Source organism: Mesorhizobium sp. URHB0026, assembly GCF_054059755.1.
Map to the genome: position 1 here is coordinate 1,181,356 of NZ_JBSSCN010000001.1, position 18,568 is coordinate 1,199,923.

The window sequence follows — 18,568 nt, forward strand, 5'->3', positions numbered from 1 at the left end:
ATCTACAATTTTGGCGCAAAGCGGCGCAACCCGCTCTCGGTGAGTATTTCCGGGATGACCACGTCATGGGGTTCGTCTGGAACTTGCGAAACTTCTTGGCAGTCGAAGGCGATGCCGATGAGCCGGGGCGCGAACCCCTTGTCGACGAGCTTGCCGATCGCCCGATCGTAATAGCCGGCGCCATAGCCGATGCGGTGACCGCGCGCGTCGAAGGCGGCGAGCGGCACCAGCATGACTGCGGGATCGAGTACCTCGGCCTCCGCGTGGGGCCCGACCGTGCCAAAGCCCATATCCACCATCGGCGCGCCGCGAACCAGTTCGCGAAAGACGATGGTGGTCTTGTCGAGAATGGCCGGCAGGCAGAGCCGTGCGCCCTTCTCTCGCAAGGCGAACATCAGCGGCCTGACGTCGACCTCTGAGCGCATCGGCCAGAAGCCGGAGATGATCTGACCGGGCCCGATCTCCAGATGGTCGCGCGCCGTCTCCGCCATTTCGAGCGCAGCCTCCACCCGCCAGAATGCATCGAGGCCGTCGCGGCGGGCGAGTGCCTCGAGACGCAGCTTTTTTTTCAGGTCTTTGGGAGAGGTCATGCGGCCAAGGTAGAAAAGGTCAAAGCTGTGCGGAGCCTCAAGTGCGACGTTTCCCACCGCATCATCCACCAAGATGCGTGGGACGCCTTGCGATAAGTGACGATCCACACAACCGGTGGAGAGAGCGATCCCGGGAACCTACAAAGTAGGTGGGCGCCGTGTGAGAAAACCCACGGGTCTTCCCAGGGACAGCTCCCTAAGGATCGTTAAGGCCCCGGGGAAAATGTTCTCCTGCCGGGAAGCACAGACCGTCCTCCCCAATATAGGCCGCTGGTGGCTCAAGCGCCAGAGAATTGGCCCGTCCCGCTGGCTTTATTCACGACGTGCCCCTGCCACCAGACCAGCGCCGGCACCGCCAGCAGTTCGATACAGAGACCGGCGACGTGCCCCAGCGATGGCGCGCCGACCAACAGCAGCGAGACAAGCCGTGCCAGGCCACCGGCAAACGTGCAGGCGGCAAGCAGCCGGAACCGTTCCGTCTTGGTCTCGATGCTGGGAATGCAACTGTACCAGGCCAAGCCAATGGCCAGGAAAAACCCGGACAGGAAGCGGAAATGACTGTCGAGATCGACAGGCCATGGTGCGGCGACATGCAGGAATTCCGGGCCGGACACGATACCTTCCACGCCCACCAGAACCGGCGTTGCCGCCAACAGGCCAACCACGACCTGGAGCGCCGTCTTGCCTGACATCTTTTCGTTCATGCTCCCCGCCCCTCGGCCTGCCGAGCGGCCGTGCGCAGCAACGGGAATTTTTCGTCTCGGGTTTCAAGCCATTCGTCGCATCCGGCGCAACCCTTGCACAGCCGCGGCGGCGTCCTTACGGTCGCGTCAACCAACCAAGGAGCAAAAATGCGTTTCGAAGGCACGGCGGCCTATGTCGCCGACAAGGATCTGATGGTGGCGGTCAACGCGGCGATCGCACTGGAGCGGCCCTTGCTGGTCAAGGGCGAGCCCGGCACCGGCAAGACGGAACTCGCCCGCCAAGTGGCGGCGGCACTCGGCCTCGACCTGATCGAGTGGCACGTCAAATCGACGACGCGAGCGCAGCAAGGCCTCTACGAATATGATGCGGTGTCGCGGCTGCGCGACAGCCAGCTCGGCGATGTCAGGTTCAACGACATCAAGAACTACATCAAGCGCGGCAAGCTTTGGGAGGCATTCGCGGCCGGCAAGAAGGTCGTGCTCCTGATCGACGAGATCGACAAGGCCGACATCGAATTCCCCAACGACCTGCTGCAGGAACTCGATCGGATGGAGTTCTTCGTCTACGAGACCGGCGAGACCATCCACGCCGCCGTTCGCCCGATCGTCATCATCACCTCAAACAACGAGAAGGAGTTGCCGGACGCTTTCCTGCGCCGCTGCTTCTTCCACTACATCCGCTTTCCCGACGTCGACACGCTGCACAGAATCGTCGACGTGCACTATCCCGGCATCAAGCAGAACCTTCTGCGCGCGGCCCTCACCCAGTTCTATGAAATCCGCGACGTGCCAGGCTTGAAGAAGAAGCCGTCGACCTCCGAGGCGCTCGACTGGATCCGCCTGCTGGTCGCCGACGACATCGCGCCGGAGGATTTGCGCGCCGACCCGAAGAACGCATTGCCCAAACTGCATGGCGCCCTGTTGAAGAACGAGCAGGACGTGCATCTATTCGAGCGGCTGGCCTTCGTGGCGAGAAGACAATAGGCAGAAGCAGCGCTTTCCCCGGCTGTGGACCGTTGCCGCGGGCCGAAGAGAAGGTCAGTTTCGGCCAGAACCCTTCGGAGGAGATAAAATGTCTGAGATCGTTGTCCGCCCCCTCGCGCAATCCGACCACGCCGACTGGCACCGCCTGTGGACCGATTATCTAACCTTTTACGAAACCAAGCTGCCGGAAGAGGTCTATGCCATCACCTGGAAACGATTGTTCACCGAAGGCGAGTTCGAGCCGAAGGGTTTTATCGCCACATCGGGCGGCAAGGCCGTCGGCCTCACCCATTATCTCTACCACCGCTCCGGCTGGTCGGAGAAAAACAACTGCTACCTGCAGGATCTGTTCGCCGATCCGGATGTGCGCGGCAAAGGCATCGGCGCTGCCCTTATCGAGGCGGTGAAACAGGAGGCCGCCAAGATCGGCGTGAAGAACGTCTACTGGATGACACACGAAACCAATGCCACCGCCCGCAAGCTCTACGACCACGTCGCGCGCAGGACGGGCTTTATCGAGTATGATTTGCTGTAACCGGCCATGTTCATCCCCTTCTTCCTCGAGCTGAAAGCTGCCCGTGTTCCCGTTTCGCTCAGGGAATATCTGTCGCTGCTGGAGGGGCTGGACGCCGGGCTGGTCGATTACGACGTCGAGGGTTTTTACTATCTTGCCCGCGCCGCACTGGTTAAGGACGAGCGCCATATCGACCGCTTCGACCAGGTCTTTGCGCATGTCTTCAAGGGCGTCGAGGCGCTGGGCGGACCGGATGCGGTCGACGTCGCCAATATTCCCGAGGAATGGCTGCGCCGGCTGGCCGAAAAGCACCTGACCGAGGAAGAGAAAAAACTGGTCGTGGCGCTGGGCGGTTTCGACAGGCTGATGGAGACGCTGAAGCAGCGGCTCGAGGAACAGAAGGGCCGCCACCAGGGCGGTTCGAAATGGATCGGCACCGGCGGCACCTCCCCCTTCGGCGCCTATGGCTACAACCCCGAAGGCGTGCGCATCGGCCAGCACGAAAGCCGCAACCGTCGCGCGGTGAAAGTCTGGGACAAGCGCGAGTTCCGGAATTTCGACGATGCCGTCGAACTCGGCACCCGCAACATCAAAGTCGCGCTGAAGCGCTTGCGCCGCTGGGTGCGTGAGGGCGCGGAGGAAGAATTCGACCTGCCCGGCACCATCCACGCCACCGCCGAGCACGGCTATCTCGACGTCAAGACCAGGCCCGAGCGCCGCAATGCGGTGAAGCTCCTGATGTTCTTCGATGTCGGCGGCTCGATGGACGACCATATCAAAAGCGTCGAGGAGCTGTTTTCGGCCGCTCGCGCCGAATTCCGCCAGCTCGAATATTTCTACTTTCACAACTGCCTCTACGAGGGCGTGTGGAAGGACAATCGTCGCCGCCATGCCGAGACGATTTCGACCTTCGACCTCATCCACAAATATGGCCCCGACTATAAGGTCATCGTCGTCGGCGATGCCTCGATGAGCCCATACGAGATCGCCCAGCCCGGCGGCTCGGTGGAACACTGGAACCCCGAGGCCGGAGCCGTCTGGCTCGGCCGGCTGCTGCGGCAATGGCCGAACGCGGTGTGGCTTAACCCCGAGAGCGAAAAGAACTGGGGCTTTACCCATTCGATCGCGATGATCCGTGACATCTTCGGCGGCCGCATGTTCCCACTGACACTGACCGGATTGGAAGGCGCCACCAGGCAATTGTCGCGCAAACATTGAGAGTCCGAAGCGCTCGGGACTGGGCAGGTCTGTAACAAACCCCTATCTTGTCGCGAATATCCGGTTGCAACCAAGAACGAGCCGCCAAGGCTGAGGAGATGAAATGGACACCCATACCTACCCCGTCACCCGCACCGACGCCGAATGGCGCGCCAGGCTGACGCCGGAGCAATACGCCGTCATGCGCAACCATGGCACCGAGCGGCCGGGAAGCTGCGCCCTGCTGTACGAGAAGCGCGCCGGTACTTTTTCCTGCGTCGGCTGCGACCAGCCTTTGTTCCAATCCACGCTGAAATTCGAGAGCGGCACCGGCTGGCCGAGCTTCAACGATCCCGTGCCGGGCTCCGTCGAGAACACCGTCGACCGCAGCTACGGCATGGTCCGCACCGAATGCCATTGTGCCCGTTGCGGCAGCCATCTCGGCCATGTCTTCGAGGACGGCCCGCCGCCGACCGGTCTGCGTTACTGCATCAATGGCGTGGCGCTGAAATTCGAGCCGGCAGTCTGAACAAGGCGTCATGAATGCTTGCCAAGGGCGGCTCCGGCCGCCCTTTTTTCGTAAGGGCGGCTTCGTCAGACGACGATCGTGGCGATCAGCCAGAGCGCTGATCCCAGCATGAAAAGCGAAGCCTTGGCGCCACCTGCCTTGTCAGCCGTGCGCCAGACCGCCAAAGCCAGGAAGATGCTGTAGGCCACCGGTGCGAAATGCACCGCAAGGACAAGGCCGAGCGGCATCTTCAGTCCAAGCAGGATCAGCGCCGCGGCAGACGACGCAATATTGATCGCGGTTCCGACAAGCATCACGTCGCGCCAGAACAGCCGGTCGATCGGCACCTCGCCAAGCCAACGCGAGCGGAAGAAATCCGCGATCACTGCCTCAGCACTTCGGTCACGGCGCACTCGACCCGCGAGCATTCCGTCACCAGCCAGTCGGTCATGGCAGGCCAGTTGTCCTCGGCAAAGCAGTTGACGCGCCACATCGAATTGATGCCAAGGCCTTCGCAGCTTTGTTCCGGCCGAAGCTTCAGCCTGTCTTCGATCGCCGGCCGGAACGGCTCCAGCCGCGACCAGCTTTGCGTGGCGCCGAACTTCTCGTTGCGGCCGAAGAAGACGCCGACATGGTTCTGCGCCGGCGCGACATACATGGAAAGCACCAGTGCGAAGTCGGGCAGCCCGCGCTGCCAGAACCAGGGCCCGCGCCGCGCTAGCCGGGCTCTTTCTTCCGGATGCCGTTCGGCAAACAGCGACCAGAAGCCGCGATGGTGGAATTCCGAGGCGCGGCGGCCGCCGAAGTCGAATTCGCTCATGGTTCGAACCGTTATCTCCGGCAACCGCGTCGGGCACCGGCCGGTTAGTCTTACACCATGCCGAGGGCGGCCATGTACAGATCGAGGATGGCGTCCTCCTCCTGGCGCTCGGCCTGGTCCTTCTTGCGCAGACGGATGATGGTGCGGATTGCCTTGGTGTCGAAGCCGGTACCCTTGGCTTCGGCGAAGACTTCCTTGATGTCGTCGGAAATCGTCTTCTTTTCTTCCTCGAGCCGCTCAATGCGCTCGATCAAGGCACGCAGCTGGCCGGCGGCAACAGTCTGGCTGGTCTCGGTGATATCGTCGGCCATGTTTTTCTCCAAATCGGTTCCGCGCCGCGACTCGGGGAACGTGCCGCGGCGAATTTCAGCGGTTCGATGCCCGACCGGGGCCGGCGGGTCAAGCCGTTATCGAACAGCTCGCCAAGGCCTGCCGCCAAGCCGACGCCTGCCCGTTCCTTGCGAGCTCTCAGTTGAACGCGATCAGGAGATCCTTCGCATCGATCTGGTCGCCGGCCTTCACCAGCACCTCGGCGACCGTCCCGTCGCGCTCGGCGTGCAACGCCGTCTCCATCTTCATCGCTTCGATGGAGAGCAGCACGTCGCCAGCCTTGACGGCCTGGCCGGCGGCGACCGAAAGTGCGGAGACCACACCCGGCATCGGCGCCCCGACATGCGCCTCGTTGCCGGGCTCCGCCTTGCGGCGCGCCTTGGCCGCCGACGCACCATGCGCGCGGTCGGGCACCTTCACGCGCCGGGGCTGGCCGTTGAGCTCGAAGAACACCGTGACCATGCCCTTGTCGTCGACATCGCCGAACGCCTGGCAGCGCACGACCAAGGTCTTGCCCCTTTCGATATCGACGAAGATCTCGTCTTCCGATCTCATGCCGTAGAAATAGGTCGGCGTCGGCAGAACGCTGACCGGGCCGTATGTTTCCTGCGCGGCGACGAAGTCGGAAAACACCTTCGGATACATCAGCCACGAGGCGAACTCGTATTCCGACAGCTTGCGCTCGAGCTTGTCCTCGATCTCCTTGCGGCTCTTCTCGAGGTCAGCCGGCTTGAGCAATGAGCCGGGGCGCGCCGTGATCGGCTTGTCGCCCTTGAGCGCCTTCTTCTGCAGCGCCTGCGGCCAGCCGCCCGGGGACTGGCCAAGATCGCCGCGCAGCATCGAAACGACGGAGTCCGGGAAGGCGATGTCGCGGCCCGGGTTCTCGACGTCGGCGACTGTCAGGTCCTGGCTCACCATCATCAGCGCCATGTCGCCCACGACCTTGGAGGACGGCGTCACCTTGACGATGTCACCGAACATCAGGTTGACGTCGTGATAGGTCTGCGCCACTTCGTGCCAGCGTGTCTCGAGCCCCAGCGAACGCGCCTGTTCCTTCAAATTGGTGAACTGCCCGCCCGGCATTTCGTGCAGGTAGACCTCGGAAGCCGGGCCTTTCAGGTCGCTCTCGAAAGCAGCGTACTGATTGCGAACGGCTTCCCAGTAGAATGAGATCTTGCGGATCCATTGCGGGTCGAGGCCCGGATCGCGCTCGGTGCCCTTCAGCGCTTCGACAATCGAGCCTAGGCAAGGCTGCGACGTATTGCCGGAGAAGGCGTCCATCGCCGCGTCGATCGCGTCGACGCCGCTCTCCACCGCCGCCAGCACGGTTGCCGCCGACAGGCCCGACGTGTCGTGGGTATGAAAATGGATCGGCAGGTCGGTCGCCTCGCGCAGCGCCTTGAACAGCACACGGGCAGCACTCGGCTTCAACAGGCCGGCCATGTCCTTGACCGCGATGACATGGGCGCCGGCGGCCTGCAATTCCCTGGCGAGGCCCACATAATATTTCAGGTCGTACTTAGCCCTCGCCGGATCGAGAATGTCACCGGTATAGCACATCGCCGCTTCGATCAGCTTGCCCTCGGCGCCGACCGCGTCCATGGCGACGCGCATGTTCTCGACCCAGTTCAGGCAGTCGAAGACGCGGAACAAGTCGACGCCGCCCGACGCCGCCTGCTTGACGAAATGCTGTACGACATTGTCGGGATAATTGGTGTAGCCGACGCCGTTGGCGCCGCGCAGCAACATCTGCAGCAACAGGTTGGGGGCAGCCTCCCGCACCAGCGACAACCGCTCCCATGGATCCTCGGTGAGGAAGCGCATGGCGACGTCGAAAGTGGCGCCGCCCCAGCATTCGAGCGACAGCAACTGCGGCAAGGCGCGCGCATAGGTGCCGGCGATGCCGGCAATGTCGTGCGTGCGCACGCGAGTGGCCAGCAGCGACTGGTGGCCGTCGCGCATCGTCGTGTCGGTGACCAGCACTTCCTTCTGCTCGCGCATCCAGGCGGCGAACTTTTCCGGCCCGAGCACGTCGAGCTTCTGCTTGCTGCCGCTTGGCACATTGCCGTTGAGATAGGGCACCACGGGCGCCGCCGCGTCGGCCTTTGGCGTCGGCCGGCCGCGCGTTTCGGGATGGCCGTTGACGCTAACATCGGCCAGGTAGTTGAGCAGCTTGGTGGCGCGGTCCTGGCGCTTGACCTGCTGGAACAGCTCCGGCGTCGTGTCGATGAACCTGGTCGTATAGGAATTGTCGGCGAAGTTCGGGTGATTGATGATCGCTTCGAGGAAGGTGAGGTTGGTGGCGACGCCGCGGATGCGGAACTCGCGCAAAGCGCGGTTCATGCGGGCGATCGTCTCGGCCGGCGTCGGCGCCCAGGCCGTGACCTTCTCCAGCAGCGGATCGTAGAAGCGGGTGATGACCGCGCCGGAATAGGCCGTGCCGCCATCGAGGCGGATGCCGAAGCCGGTGGCGCCGCGATAGGCGGTGATGCGGCCGTAGTCCGGAATGAAATTGTGTTCGGGATCTTCCGTGGTGATGCGGCACTGCAAGGCATGGCCGTTCAGCCGGATATCCCTCTGCGCCGGCACACCCGATTCCGGCGTGCCGATGGCGAAACCGTCGAGGATGTGGATCTGCGCCTTCACGATGTCGATGCCGGTCACCATTTCGGTGACGGTGTGCTCGACCTGGATGCGCGGATTAACCTCGATGAAGTAGAACTTGCCGGTATCGGCGTCCTGCAGGAATTCGACCGTGCCGGCGCCTATATAGCTGGTCTCGCGCGCGATCTTCAGCGCGTAGCCGCAAAGCTCCTGGCGCAGGTTCTCGCTGAGATAGGGCGCCGGCGCGCGCTCGACGACCTTCTGGTTGCGGCGCTGGATCGAGCAGTCGCGCTCGAACAGGTGGACTGCATTGCCGTGCGTGTCGCCAAGCACCTGCACCTCGACATGGCGGGCGCGCTCGATCAGCTTTTCGAGATAGACCTCGTCCTTGCCGAAGGCGGCCTTCGCCTCGCGCTTGCCTTCCATGACCTCGCGGGCGAGGTCGGCCTCGGAGCGGATGGCGCGCATGCCGCGGCCACCGCCACCCCACGAGGCTTTCAGCATGACCGGATAACCGACCGTCTTGGCGAGTTCCTTGACCGCCTCCATGTCGTCCGGCAACGGATCGGTCGCCGGCACCACGGGCACGCCGACCTCGATGGCGAGATTGCGCGCGGCGACCTTGTTGCCCAGCCGGCGCATCGTGTCGGGCTTCGGGCCGATGAAGGTGATGCCCGCTTGCGCGCAGGCTTCGGCGAATTCGGGACTTTCCGACAGCAGCCCGTAGCCGGGGTGGATGGCATCGGCGCCCGAAAGTCTGGCGACGCGGATCACCTCCTCGATAGACAGATAGCTCTCTATCGGCCCCATGTCCTTGCCGAGATGCGGGCCGCGCCCGACCTGATAGCTCTCATCGGCCTTGAAGCGGTGCAGCGAGTATTTGTCTTCCTCGGCCCAGATCGCCACGGTTTTGAGGCCCAACTCGTTGGCCGCGCGAAAGACGCGGATGGCGATTTCGGACCGGTTGGCGACGAGTATCTTCGTGATGGCCAAGGACTGGGCTCCAGCAGCGGAAGGAACAGGAAATCGGGGCAATGATTAGCGGGAAAATGCTGCAGTGCAAACAAAATCGACGCTCATTTAAACCGATTTAGATCGATTATCCGGCCAACACTCGCACGCATCAGTTCGTACGGACGGAACAATGGCGACAATTTCGATCCTGGATGCGATCTTCCTGGCTAAGGAAGGCTCACCCACGACGCAACCTGGCTGCCGGCGCGCATCAAAGAAAATGCCCGGCGCGAGGCGCCGGGCATCGTTGGTTTCGTATCCGAATGAATTACGACTTCGGGAACCAGGAATACTTCCCGTCGTCCTTCTTCTTCCATTCGTACATGATGTAGCCTGGCAGCTTCGGATCGCCCTTGGCGTCATAGGCGAGATCGCCCAGAACGGTCGGGAACGGTCCGCTTTCATGCATCGCCTTGGCGACTGCCTGCGGATCGTTCGTCTTGGCGGCAGCGGCCGCCTCGGCGACCACCTGCACGGCGGCATAGGCGTAGAGCGTGTAGGCTTCCGGCTCGAAACCCTGCGCGCGGAACTTCTCGACGAGTTCCTTATTGGCCGGGATCAGACGCGGGTCGGGGCCGAACGTGTTGAGGGTGCCGGCGACGGCGTCGCCCGCGATGGCGGCGAGTTCGTCCGTCACGATGCCGTCACCCGACATCATCGGGGCCTTGAGGCCCTGGTCCGCCGATTGACGGATGATCAGGCCGGCTTCGGTGTGCAGACCTCCCCAGTAGATCAACGTGACGCCGGCTTCCTTCATCTTGGCGATCAGCGCCGAGAAGTCCTTGTCGCCGACATTGACGCCTTCATACATCACTTCCTTGACGCCCGCGGCGTTCATCGCCTTCTTGGTTTCGTCCGCGAGGCCCTGGCCATAAGGGGTCTTGTCATGGATCACGGCAACCTTGGCATCCTTGAAGTTAGCCGCGATATAGGCGCCGGCGATGCTGCCCTGCTGGTCGTCGCGTCCGCAGGTACGGAACACATTCCACAGGCCGCGCTCTGTGAACTTCGGGTTGGTTGCGGCCGGGGTGATTTCGACGATATTGTTTTCCGCGTAGACCTCGGAGGCCGGGATCGACACGCCGGAGTTGAAGTGGCCGATCACGAACTTGACGCCGTCGCCGACGAACTTGTTGGCGACCGAGATGCCCTGCTTCGGATCAGAGACGTCGTCGCCGACTTCGAGCTTGATCTGCTCGCCATTGATGCCGCCCTTGGCATTGATATCGGCGACGGCCGCTTCGGCGCCCTTCTGCAGCTGTGCGCCGAAGGCAGCGTTCGGGCCGGTGATCGGGCCGGCAACGCCGAACATTACATCAGCCCACGCGTTGCCGCCGAACGCGACTAGCGCGGTCAGGGCCACGGCGGACAAGAGTGACTTTTTCATTTAAACGCTCCCATTAACGGAGTGGGCGTGGATGAAGCTTTCATGCGATGCCCACCCTTATCGCAGAAAGCATAGTTTGCCGATTTTCAGGCACTTGTCACGCCGATTCATCCCTGACGCGGCGTTAATGATGAACGTCAACCTTTCGATTTCCAGCTCAAGATTGAAGCTCTTTCGTAGAGCCAATTATACTGTGTGACCATCTGGTTGGTTCGTGTGTATTGATAGCCGACGAAGCCTAGTATCATCAGCACGACGGTGTCGACGATATAGTAATGCAGCGAGAACATCGTGCCGTCGAACAGCGCGTGATGGATGAAGCGGATGCCGATGCCGAGCCCGAGCAGATAGGCAAACAGCTGGATGAAGCTGCGCCATGTCTGGGCACTGGCCTTGCCGGTCATCCATGCCGCCCATCCGCCGAGCAGGCAAGTGACGAAGAAGAACTGCCAGATCGACGGTTCCTCGTAGAGAATGCCTTGCATGGGAAGTCTCCTGAACTCAGTGATGTCCGCCTTCGAGATAGGCGGCGCGCACTTCCGGATTGGCGAGCAGCTCCTTGCCGGTGCCGCTCATCGTCACATTGCCGTTGACCATGACATAGCCGCGCGTGGCGAGCTTGAGCGCGCCGAACGCGTTCTGCTCGACCAGGAACACGGTCAGCCCTTGGGTGCGGTTCAACTCGCGGATGGCATCGAAGATCTGCTTGACGATCAGCGGCGCCAGACCCAGCGACGGCTCGTCGAGCAGAAGCAGTTTCGGCCGCGCCATCAGTGCGCGTCCGATCGACAGCATCTGCTGTTCGCCGCCCGACAGCGTACCACCACGCTGGGCGATGCGCTCCTTCAGCCTAGGGAACAGCGTGAACACCTTCTCGACGTCCTCGCCATAATATTTGAGGTTGTCGAGGCTGGCGCCCATCTGCAGGTTTTCCATCACCGTCATGCGCGGAAAGATGCGCCGGCCCTCGGGTGACTGGGCAATGCGCATGCGCGCGATTTCGTGTGTCGGCAACTGGGTGATATCGGTCCCGTTGAAAGTGATGGTGCCCGTGCGGGCGCGTGGAGCCCCGAAGATGGTCATCATCAGCGTCGACTTGCCGGCGCCGTTGGCGCCGATCAGCGCCACGATCTCACCTTGCTTGACGCTGACATTGACGCCGTTCAGCGCACGGATGTTGCCGTAATAGGTCTCCACGCCCTTGATATCGAGCAGCGTTGTCGTGGCCATCACTTGCCCCCTCCACGCTTGCCCTGAACGGGCTTGGCTGTGCTCGCCTTGGCTTTGCCGGAAACATGACTGGTCGCCACCTTGCCTGCATCGACGCGGCGTGAGAATTCCGTATCCTTGCCTTGGCCGAGCAGCTTAGCCTGCTTGACCCACTCCTCGCGCGCTATGCGTCCGTCAAAGGCGAGATAGGCCTCGACCGCCTCGACGTCCGCCTTCTTCCAGGCGCCGATCTGGTCGAAGTGGAAGATGCCGTGTTCCTTGAGCTTCTTCTCGTTGACCGTGCCGATGCCCTTGATGCGGGTCAGATTGTCGGCCTTGCCGCCACGGGGGGCAGCGAGCCGGTTCGAAACGCCTTCGGCCTTCGCGGCGGGCGCCTTGGCGGCCGTTTTCCTTGGCGCCGCTTTCTTCGCGGCGGGCTTGGCCTGTGCCGGTGTCGGGGCGACAGGCCTGCTTGCCACGCTGGCGGCGCGGGCATCGACCTGCGCTGCCTTCGAGGCGCCTTTCGACACGGTTACGCGTTCGCCTTGGCTATGGCCGACGGTGTCGCTCACCGGCCCGGCCAGATACGAGGATGATGTCCCCGGGCCATGCGCGGAGTCGGGACCGATGTCGAGCTGTTCGATGACGTCCTCGTCGCCGACTTCGGTAAGTACGGTCTCGACTTCCTCGTCGTCGACGCCAAGATAGGCAGCGATGACACGCGGGTCGGTGCGCACCGACTGCGGATTGCCGTCGGAGATCTTGCGGCCATATTCCAGCACCACGACATGGTCGGAGATCTGCATGACCACCGACATGTCGTGCTCGATCAGGAGGATCGAGGTGCCAGTCGTGTGCTTGATCCCCATCAGCAGTTCGTTGAGAGCCGCCGATTCCTTCGGGTTGAGACCGGCCGCGGGTTCGTCGAGGCACAGAAGCTCGGGACCGGTGCACATGGCGCGCGCGATCTCGAGCCGCCGCTGTGCGCCGTAGGGCAGGTCGCCGGCCGGATCGTCGGCTCGATCGACGAGATCGGCCTTTTCCAGCCAGTGCTTGGCAAGCTCCACCGATTCGGCCGAGGCCTTGCGGTAGCCGCTGAAGCCGAACAGGCCCAGGATCGTATACCCGGATGCCTTCATCAGCTTGTTGTGCTGGGCGACGAGCAGGTTCTCCAGCAGCGTCATGCCCGAGAACAGGCGGATGTTCTGGAAGGTGCGCGCCACCTTGGCGCGCGCCGGGATCTCATGGTTGGGCAGCCGTTCCAGCAGGTAGCTGGAGCCATCGGCCCGGTTGAGCGTGATCATGCCTTCCGACGGCTTGTAGAAGCCGGTGATGCAATTGAACACGGTGGTCTTGCCGGCGCCGTTGGGGCCGATCAGCGCGGTGATTTCGCCGCGCCTGGCGGTGAAGGACAGGTCGCCGATGGCGACCAGGCCGCCGAACTTCATCGACAGATGATCGACCTGCAGGATGGAGTCGTTCATTTGTGCGTTCGCATTCATCAGCCGTGACCCTCCTTGGTGAAGGAGCTTGAGACAGCCCTGCGCTCCTTGAGGAAGGCTGTCGGTTCACGACTGCCGACAAAGCCGCGCGGCTTCCACAGCATGACGATGACCATGGCCATGCCAAACAGGAGCATGCGGTAGAGTTCGGGGGTGAAATCTTGCCCGAAGACCTGCTTGAGGAAGTCGAGCTCGCGCAGCGCCTCGGTGCCGCCGATCATCACCATGGCGGCGACGGCGATGCCGACCAGCGACCCCATGCCGCCAAGGACGACGATGGCCAGGATGATGGCCGATTCCAGGAAGACGAAGGATTCCGGGCTGACGAAACCCTGCCGCGCGGCGAAGAACGCCCCGGCAAAACCGCCGAACATGGCACCCGTGGCAAACGCCGTCAGCTTGGTCGTGGTGGTGTTGATGCCGAGCGAGCGGCAGGCGATCTCGTCCTCGCGCAGCGCTTCCCAGGCGCGCCCCACGGGCATGCGCCTCAGCCTGATGGTGACGAAGGCGGTGAGCATGCAAAGCGCCAGGATCAGGTAATAGAGGAATATCTTGTAGTAGGCGCTCGAGGTCGCGAGGTGCAGGACCTTGGCGATGTAGTTGGGGTCCGAGACGTTGAAGGTCATCAGGCCGAAAAAGGTGACCTTCGGAATGCCGGAGATACCGGCCGAACCGTTGGTCACATCGCGCCAGTTGATCAGCACCAGCCGGATGATCTCACCGAAGGCAAGGGTAACGATCGCCAGGTAATCGCCGCGCAGGCGCAGCACCGGAAAGCCGAGCAGCACGCCCCAGAAGGCGGCCATGGCGCCAGCCGCCGGAAGCAGTATCCAGAACGACAGGCCGTAGGTTGTGCCAAGCAGCGCATAGGCATAGGCGCCGACGGCGTAGAAGGCGACGTAGCCGAGATCAAGCAGGCCGGCGAGGCCTACGACGATGTTCAGCCCCCAGGCCAGCATCACGTAGATCAGGATCTGGATGCCGAAATTGTCGACCCATTTCAGCGAGCCCTGCAGTCCGGTGGCGACCGACCACGACATCAGCGACAGCACGACGACGACAAGGATCGGATAGAGCACCAGCGCGGCAATGCCGAGCTTGGTGAAGTTGGCGTGGATGAAGCCGCGGAAATAGTAGATCACACAGGCCAGCGCATAGATGATTGCGAGCGCGCGCAGGAACTGCAGGTAGCCGGCCGCCTCTGCTCCGACCCATCCGGCAAGCGAGCCGTTGAACACGAACAGCAGCACCACCGCGATGATCGCCACGACAAACGCCGGCAACAGGAAGAAGCGCGACGCCGCGCTGGCCGGCAACAGGCCGGTGGCGACATCGGCGATCTTCTGGTTGGCCATGAAGGGCTGACCATAGGCGACATAAAGGAAACGCCCGACAGCCGTGGCGATCACCACGGCGGCCAAGAGGCCCCAGCGCTTCACCAAGACCAGTTCGTTGGAGATGTTCTGGTCGGTCTTGAGGCCGATGAACAGCACGAACAGGCCAAGCGAGATGGCGCCGGCATAGAAGCCCTCGCGCAGCGCGCGCTGCATGGGGCTGGCGACAGTGTCGCGCTCTGGAGATACGGTCACGGCCATGGTCTCAGACCTTTTCGACTTCTGGCCGGCCCAATATGCCGGAAGGCAGGAAGATCAGCACGATTGCCAGGATCGAGAACGCGGCGACGTCCTTGTAGTCGATCGAGAAATAGGCCGACCACATGCTCTCGATGAAGCCGATCAGGAGGCCGCCCAGCACCGCACCTGGCAATGAACCGATGCCGCCGAGAACCGCCGCCGTGAATGCCTTGACCCCGGGGGTAAAGCCGTCCGAGAAGGCGATGACGCCGTAGTACATCAAGAACAGCGTGCCGGCGACGGCGGCAAGAGCGGCGCCCATGATGAAGGTGATCGAGATGGTGCGGTCGACGTCGATGCCCAGCAGTGCGGCCATCTTGCGGTCCTGCTCGCAGGCGCGTTGCGCCCGGCCAAGCGAGGTCTTGTTGACCAAGTACCAGAACAGCGCCAACAGCAAAGCGGTGACGATGACGATGATGATCTGCTTAAGCGACACGCTGACGCCGTTGATGTTGTAGACTTGGCTGACCATCGGCGGGATCGGCTTGTTGCGCGGGCCTTGCGTCACCTGGACGAAGTTCGACAGCGCGATCGACATGCCGATGGCGGTGATCAGCGGCGCCAGCCGGAACGAACCGCGCAGCGGCCGGTAGGCCACTTTCTCGATCGTCCAGTTGTAGAGGCTGGTGAGCAGCATCGCCACGATCATCATGACCAGCAGCGCGATGACCACGGGTACCGAATAAAACAGCGCGCCGAGGATGAGGAAGACGATCAGCGCCGAGAAAGCGCCCACCATGAAGATGTCGCCATGGGCGAAATTGATCATGCCGATAATGCCGTAGACCATCGTGTAGCCGATCGCGATCAGCCCATAGATCGATCCCAGCGTCAGCCCGTTGATAAGCTGCTGGACAAAGTACTGCATGTGTACATGGCTCCCCTGGAATGTCGCCCATGCAGACGCATTCCTTTTCGTATTTCCCCTAGTCGTAAAGTTTCGAGCCCGGATTGCAACGTGATTTTTTTGACCGCCCCGCGTGTTCGCAAGTCACGTCTTCCCGATCGCCCGTTTTCGCACCCAGCCCCTGGACTATCGCGGACCCTATCATTGGCATAACGCAATGTCTTTGACGATTGAGCCGCATCATGCGCTCGCTTTCGAAGAAATCACCGTCAAGATTAGGTGATGAGAGGAATCGTTGCGTTCCTGACACGTTTCGTTTTTCGTCACGCTCCTTTCCGCGGCGTCAGGATTCTCCTACTTGACCACGAAACCATGCGCGAACGGATCGCGGTCGTCGATGAAGATCGTGTTCAGTCCAGTCATGCGGGCCCAGCCGCCGATCGAAGGGATGATCGCCGGCTTGCCGGCGACCGTGACGTCCTTTTCAACCTTGCCCTTGAACAGCGAGCCGATGATCGATTCATGGACAAACGCATCCCCCGCCTTGAGCTTGCCCTTGGCATGGAGCTGCGCCATGCGCGCCGAGGTGCCGGTGCCGCATGGAGAGCGGTCGATCGCCTTGTCGCCGTAGAAGACGGCATTGCGGGCATCGGCTCCCTCAACCGTCGGCTTGCCGGTCCACAGCATGTGCGACAACCCGGTGATCCCGGGATTCTCCGGATGCACGAAGGAATACTTCTCGTTGAGCCGCTGCCGCACCACCGGGCTCCAGGCGATGAAGTCGCCGGCGGAATAGTCGGCCATATCTCGATAGTTCGCCTGCGGCTCCACGATGGCGTAGAAATTGCCGCCATAGGCGACATCGACGGTGATCTCGCCGAAACCTGGACATTCGACCTTCAACCCTTCGGCGTGCAGGAAGGAGGGCACGTTGGTGATGCGTACTTCCTCGACATATTCGCCGACCTGCTTGTACTCGGCGATGACCAGCCCGGCCGGCGTGTCTAGCCTGAGCACACCCGGCGTCTTCGGCTTGATCAGCCCGTGCTCGATCGCCATCGTCACCGTACCGATGGTGCCGTGGCCGCACATCGGCAGGCAGCCGGACGTCTCGATGAACAGGATGGCGATGTCGCAATCCTCGCGCGTCGGCGGGTAGAGGATCGAGCCTGACATCACGTCATGGCCGCGCGGTTCGAACATCAGGCCAGTGCGGATCCAGTCGTATTCGGCCAGGAAATGCGCCCGTCGCTCCATCATGGTCGAGCCCTGCAGCAAAGGGCCGCCGCCGGCGACCAGCCGCACCGGATTGCCGCAGGTGTGGCCGTCGATGCAGAAGAAGGATTTCTTGGCCATGTCGCTCCTTGAGATCAAAACCGTTGTGGACTGAAGGGGGCCAGATCAACGGACGAAGTCTGCCCCAGAACGAATTCCCTGATCAACCGCCCGGTTGCCGCGGCCTGCGTCAGGCCGAGGTGGCCGTGGCCGAAGGCGTAGATCACCGACCGGCTTCGCGCCGCCTTGCCGACGACGGGCACCGAATCCGGCAGCGAGGGCCGGAACCCCATCCATTCGCGCCCGCCCGAGGGATCGAGCCCCGGCAGGAATTCCCGCGCCTTCCGCAAGAGCGCTTTCGACCTGTTGAAATTGGGCGGCCGCTCGATGCCCCCGAGTTCCACGGCACCGCCGACACGCAGGCCGGTTTCGAGCGGGGTGATGACGAAGCCATGGCCGGAAAAGATCAACTGTCGCCTCACGTCGAAGGCGCTCGTCGGCAGCGTCGTGTTGTAGCCGCGTTCGGTCTCCAGCGGAATGCGATCGCCGAGCTGCCGCGCCAGCAGGTGCGACCAGGCGCCCGCGGCAATGATTATGTGTCCGGCTTGCCTGCTCGTGCCGTCGGCCAGTGTCAGTGTCGGGCCATCCTGATCCGCCGCGATGCGGTCGATGCGGGCCATCTCGAAGCGGGCCCCCTTGGACTGCGCGTACGCCCACACCGCCTTGCCGAGCAGTTTTGGATCGGCGACCGTCTTCCATCCAGGGACGAAAGTGCCTTTGACGAAGCGCGGTGACAGCCCCGGCTGCAGGTCCGCCAGGTCCTCGCCCTCGACATGGCGGAAGCCGATGCCGAAGCGCTCGCGCGCCGCCCAGCCCGACAGCGAGGCGCGGAACTCGGCCTTGCCTTCGTAAAGTTCGAGCGAACCGTCCTCGCGCAGCATCGGCCGGGTGCCTGAGCGATCGAGCAGATCCATCCATTCGGCCTCGGCAAGCTTCATCATGCCGGCCTGCGCCGTCAGGCTCGCTTCGTATTTCCCAGGCGCGCCGGCGCGCCAGAATCGGATCAGCCAGGGCAGCAGCTTCGGCAGGTAGGCGGGCGGAATGCTGAGCGGGCCGAGTGGATCGGCGAGCCATTTTGGCAGCTGCCGGATCATTCCCTTGTGCGCCAGCGGCAGCACGTCGGAGAAGGCAAAGGCGGCGGCGTTGCCGGAGCTCGTCTCCTCGCAGATGCCCGTGCGGTCGAAGACCGTGACGTCCAGTCCTGCCTCGGCAAGGAAGGCAGCAGCGCAAATGCCGATGATGCCGCCGCCGATGATGGCGATGTCTCGCCCTTCTCCTCGTTCACGGGGAGAAGGTGCCCGAAGGGCGGATGAGGAGCGCCGCCCCTCGTCTGTCGATTTGGACTTTCCTTGCACCTGGGCGCTGCCTCTCATCTGGCTGCCGCCATCT

17 protein-coding genes, 1 other RNA gene and 1 pseudogene are annotated in these 18,568 nt (G+C 62.7%); 4 read left to right on the plus strand and 15 right to left on the minus strand.

The genetic code is table 11. The annotated features are described in order from the left end of the window. Nucleotides 1-2 precede the first annotated feature (2 nt). The 3 genes from ACVWWD_RS05985 to ACVWWD_RS05995 all read right to left on the minus strand — a co-directional run bounded on the left by ACVWWD_RS05985 (nucleotide 3) and on the right by ACVWWD_RS05995 (nucleotide 1,294). Nucleotides 3-590 (minus strand): 5-formyltetrahydrofolate cyclo-ligase, encoded by a 588-nt coding sequence (locus tag ACVWWD_RS05985; RefSeq protein WP_352551101.1) that lies wholly within the window; start codon nucleotides 588-590, stop codon nucleotides 3-5. Between the two features lie 97 nt (nucleotides 591-687). Beyond that, a non-coding RNA gene (gene ssrS / locus ACVWWD_RS05990) (6S RNA) lies at nucleotides 688-843 on the minus strand. A 25-nt stretch (nucleotides 844-868) separates the two neighbouring features. After that, nucleotides 869-1,294, minus strand: a complete 426-nt coding sequence (locus ACVWWD_RS05995; RefSeq protein ID WP_352551058.1) for a DUF4345 domain-containing protein — start codon at nucleotides 1,292-1,294, stop codon at nucleotides 869-871. A 147-nt stretch (nucleotides 1,295-1,441) separates the two neighbouring features. Here ACVWWD_RS05995 and ACVWWD_RS06000 point away from each other — a divergent pair, with 147 nt between their 5' ends. The 4 genes from ACVWWD_RS06000 (at nucleotide 1,442) to msrB (ending at nucleotide 4,518) form a co-directional block, all read left to right on the plus strand. After that, nucleotides 1,442-2,278, plus strand: a complete 837-nt coding sequence (locus ACVWWD_RS06000; protein WP_352551056.1) for an AAA family ATPase — start codon at nucleotides 1,442-1,444, stop codon at nucleotides 2,276-2,278. An 88-nt stretch (nucleotides 2,279-2,366) separates the two neighbouring features. After that, on the plus strand, nucleotides 2,367-2,813 hold the full coding sequence (locus ACVWWD_RS06005) for a GNAT family N-acetyltransferase (protein WP_023771713.1): 447 nt from the start codon (nucleotides 2,367-2,369) through the stop codon (nucleotides 2,811-2,813). Nucleotides 2,814-2,819: 6 nt separating this feature from the next. Continuing rightward, on the plus strand, nucleotides 2,820-4,010 hold the full coding sequence (locus ACVWWD_RS06010; protein ID WP_023784255.1) for a vWA domain-containing protein: 1,191 nt from the start codon (nucleotides 2,820-2,822) through the stop codon (nucleotides 4,008-4,010). A 103-nt stretch (nucleotides 4,011-4,113) separates the two neighbouring features. Further along, nucleotides 4,114-4,518, plus strand: a complete 405-nt coding sequence (gene msrB, locus ACVWWD_RS06015; protein WP_023771715.1) for a peptide-methionine (R)-S-oxide reductase MsrB — start codon at nucleotides 4,114-4,116, stop codon at nucleotides 4,516-4,518. A gap of 65 nt (nucleotides 4,519-4,583) precedes the next feature. On the opposite strand, the gene ACVWWD_RS06020 is transcribed toward msrB, so the two are convergent. The 12 genes and pseudogenes from ACVWWD_RS06020 to ACVWWD_RS06075 all read right to left on the minus strand — a co-directional run bounded on the left by ACVWWD_RS06020 (nucleotide 4,584) and on the right by ACVWWD_RS06075 (nucleotide 18,552). After that, nucleotides 4,584-4,883 (minus strand): hypothetical protein, encoded by a 300-nt coding sequence (locus tag ACVWWD_RS06020; RefSeq protein WP_352551053.1) that lies wholly within the window; start codon nucleotides 4,881-4,883, stop codon nucleotides 4,584-4,586. Next, on the minus strand, nucleotides 4,880-5,317 hold the full coding sequence (locus tag ACVWWD_RS06025; RefSeq protein ID WP_352551051.1) for a hypothetical protein: 438 nt from the start codon (nucleotides 5,315-5,317) through the stop codon (nucleotides 4,880-4,882). Before ACVWWD_RS06025 ends, ACVWWD_RS06020 begins: the two co-directional genes overlap by 4 nt. A gap of 50 nt (nucleotides 5,318-5,367) precedes the next feature. Further along, complete coding sequence (locus ACVWWD_RS06030) at nucleotides 5,368-5,628, minus strand: DUF2312 domain-containing protein (RefSeq protein WP_015315223.1); 261 nt, start codon at nucleotides 5,626-5,628, stop codon at nucleotides 5,368-5,370. Between the two features lie 157 nt (nucleotides 5,629-5,785). Then, entirely contained in the window at nucleotides 5,786-9,244 is a 3,459-nt protein-coding gene (pyc, locus tag ACVWWD_RS06035; protein ID WP_352551049.1) for a pyruvate carboxylase, read from the minus strand. 289 nt (nucleotides 9,245-9,533) lie between these two features. Next, a complete protein-coding gene (locus ACVWWD_RS06040) occupies nucleotides 9,534-10,652 on the minus strand; it encodes a branched-chain amino acid ABC transporter substrate-binding protein (protein ID WP_023771718.1) in 1,119 nt (372 codons plus the stop codon). Nucleotides 10,653-10,789: 137 nt separating this feature from the next. Further along, nucleotides 10,790-11,137: a DUF6867 family protein gene (locus ACVWWD_RS06045; RefSeq protein WP_023771719.1), complete on the minus strand. Its 348-nt coding sequence runs from the start codon at nucleotides 11,135-11,137 to the stop codon at nucleotides 10,790-10,792. A 16-nt stretch (nucleotides 11,138-11,153) separates the two neighbouring features. Then, nucleotides 11,154-11,882, minus strand: coding sequence for an ABC transporter ATP-binding protein (locus ACVWWD_RS06050; protein WP_015315220.1), 729 nt, complete (start codon nucleotides 11,880-11,882; stop codon nucleotides 11,154-11,156). Then, on the minus strand, nucleotides 11,882-13,363 hold the full coding sequence (locus ACVWWD_RS06055; protein ID WP_457102955.1) for an ATP-binding cassette domain-containing protein: 1,482 nt from the start codon (nucleotides 13,361-13,363) through the stop codon (nucleotides 11,882-11,884). Before ACVWWD_RS06055 ends, ACVWWD_RS06050 begins: the two co-directional genes overlap by 1 nt. Continuing rightward, a pseudogene (gene livM / locus ACVWWD_RS06060) lies at nucleotides 13,363-14,868 on the minus strand (high-affinity branched-chain amino acid ABC transporter permease LivM); the annotation flags it as partial. The gene ACVWWD_RS06055 and the pseudogene livM, both read right to left, overlap by 1 nt. 94 nt (nucleotides 14,869-14,962) lie before the next feature. Then, on the minus strand, nucleotides 14,963-15,865 hold the full coding sequence (locus tag ACVWWD_RS06065; protein WP_023784250.1) for a branched-chain amino acid ABC transporter permease: 903 nt from the start codon (nucleotides 15,863-15,865) through the stop codon (nucleotides 14,963-14,965). A gap of 333 nt (nucleotides 15,866-16,198) precedes the next feature. Continuing rightward, entirely contained in the window at nucleotides 16,199-17,200 is a 1,002-nt protein-coding gene (locus tag ACVWWD_RS06070) for a 4-hydroxyproline epimerase (RefSeq protein ID WP_352553231.1), read from the minus strand. 14 nt (nucleotides 17,201-17,214) lie between these two features. After that, nucleotides 17,215-18,552 (minus strand): NAD(P)/FAD-dependent oxidoreductase, encoded by a 1,338-nt coding sequence (locus tag ACVWWD_RS06075; protein WP_352553229.1) that lies wholly within the window; start codon nucleotides 18,550-18,552, stop codon nucleotides 17,215-17,217. Between the last annotated feature and the right edge of the window lie 16 nt (nucleotides 18,553-18,568).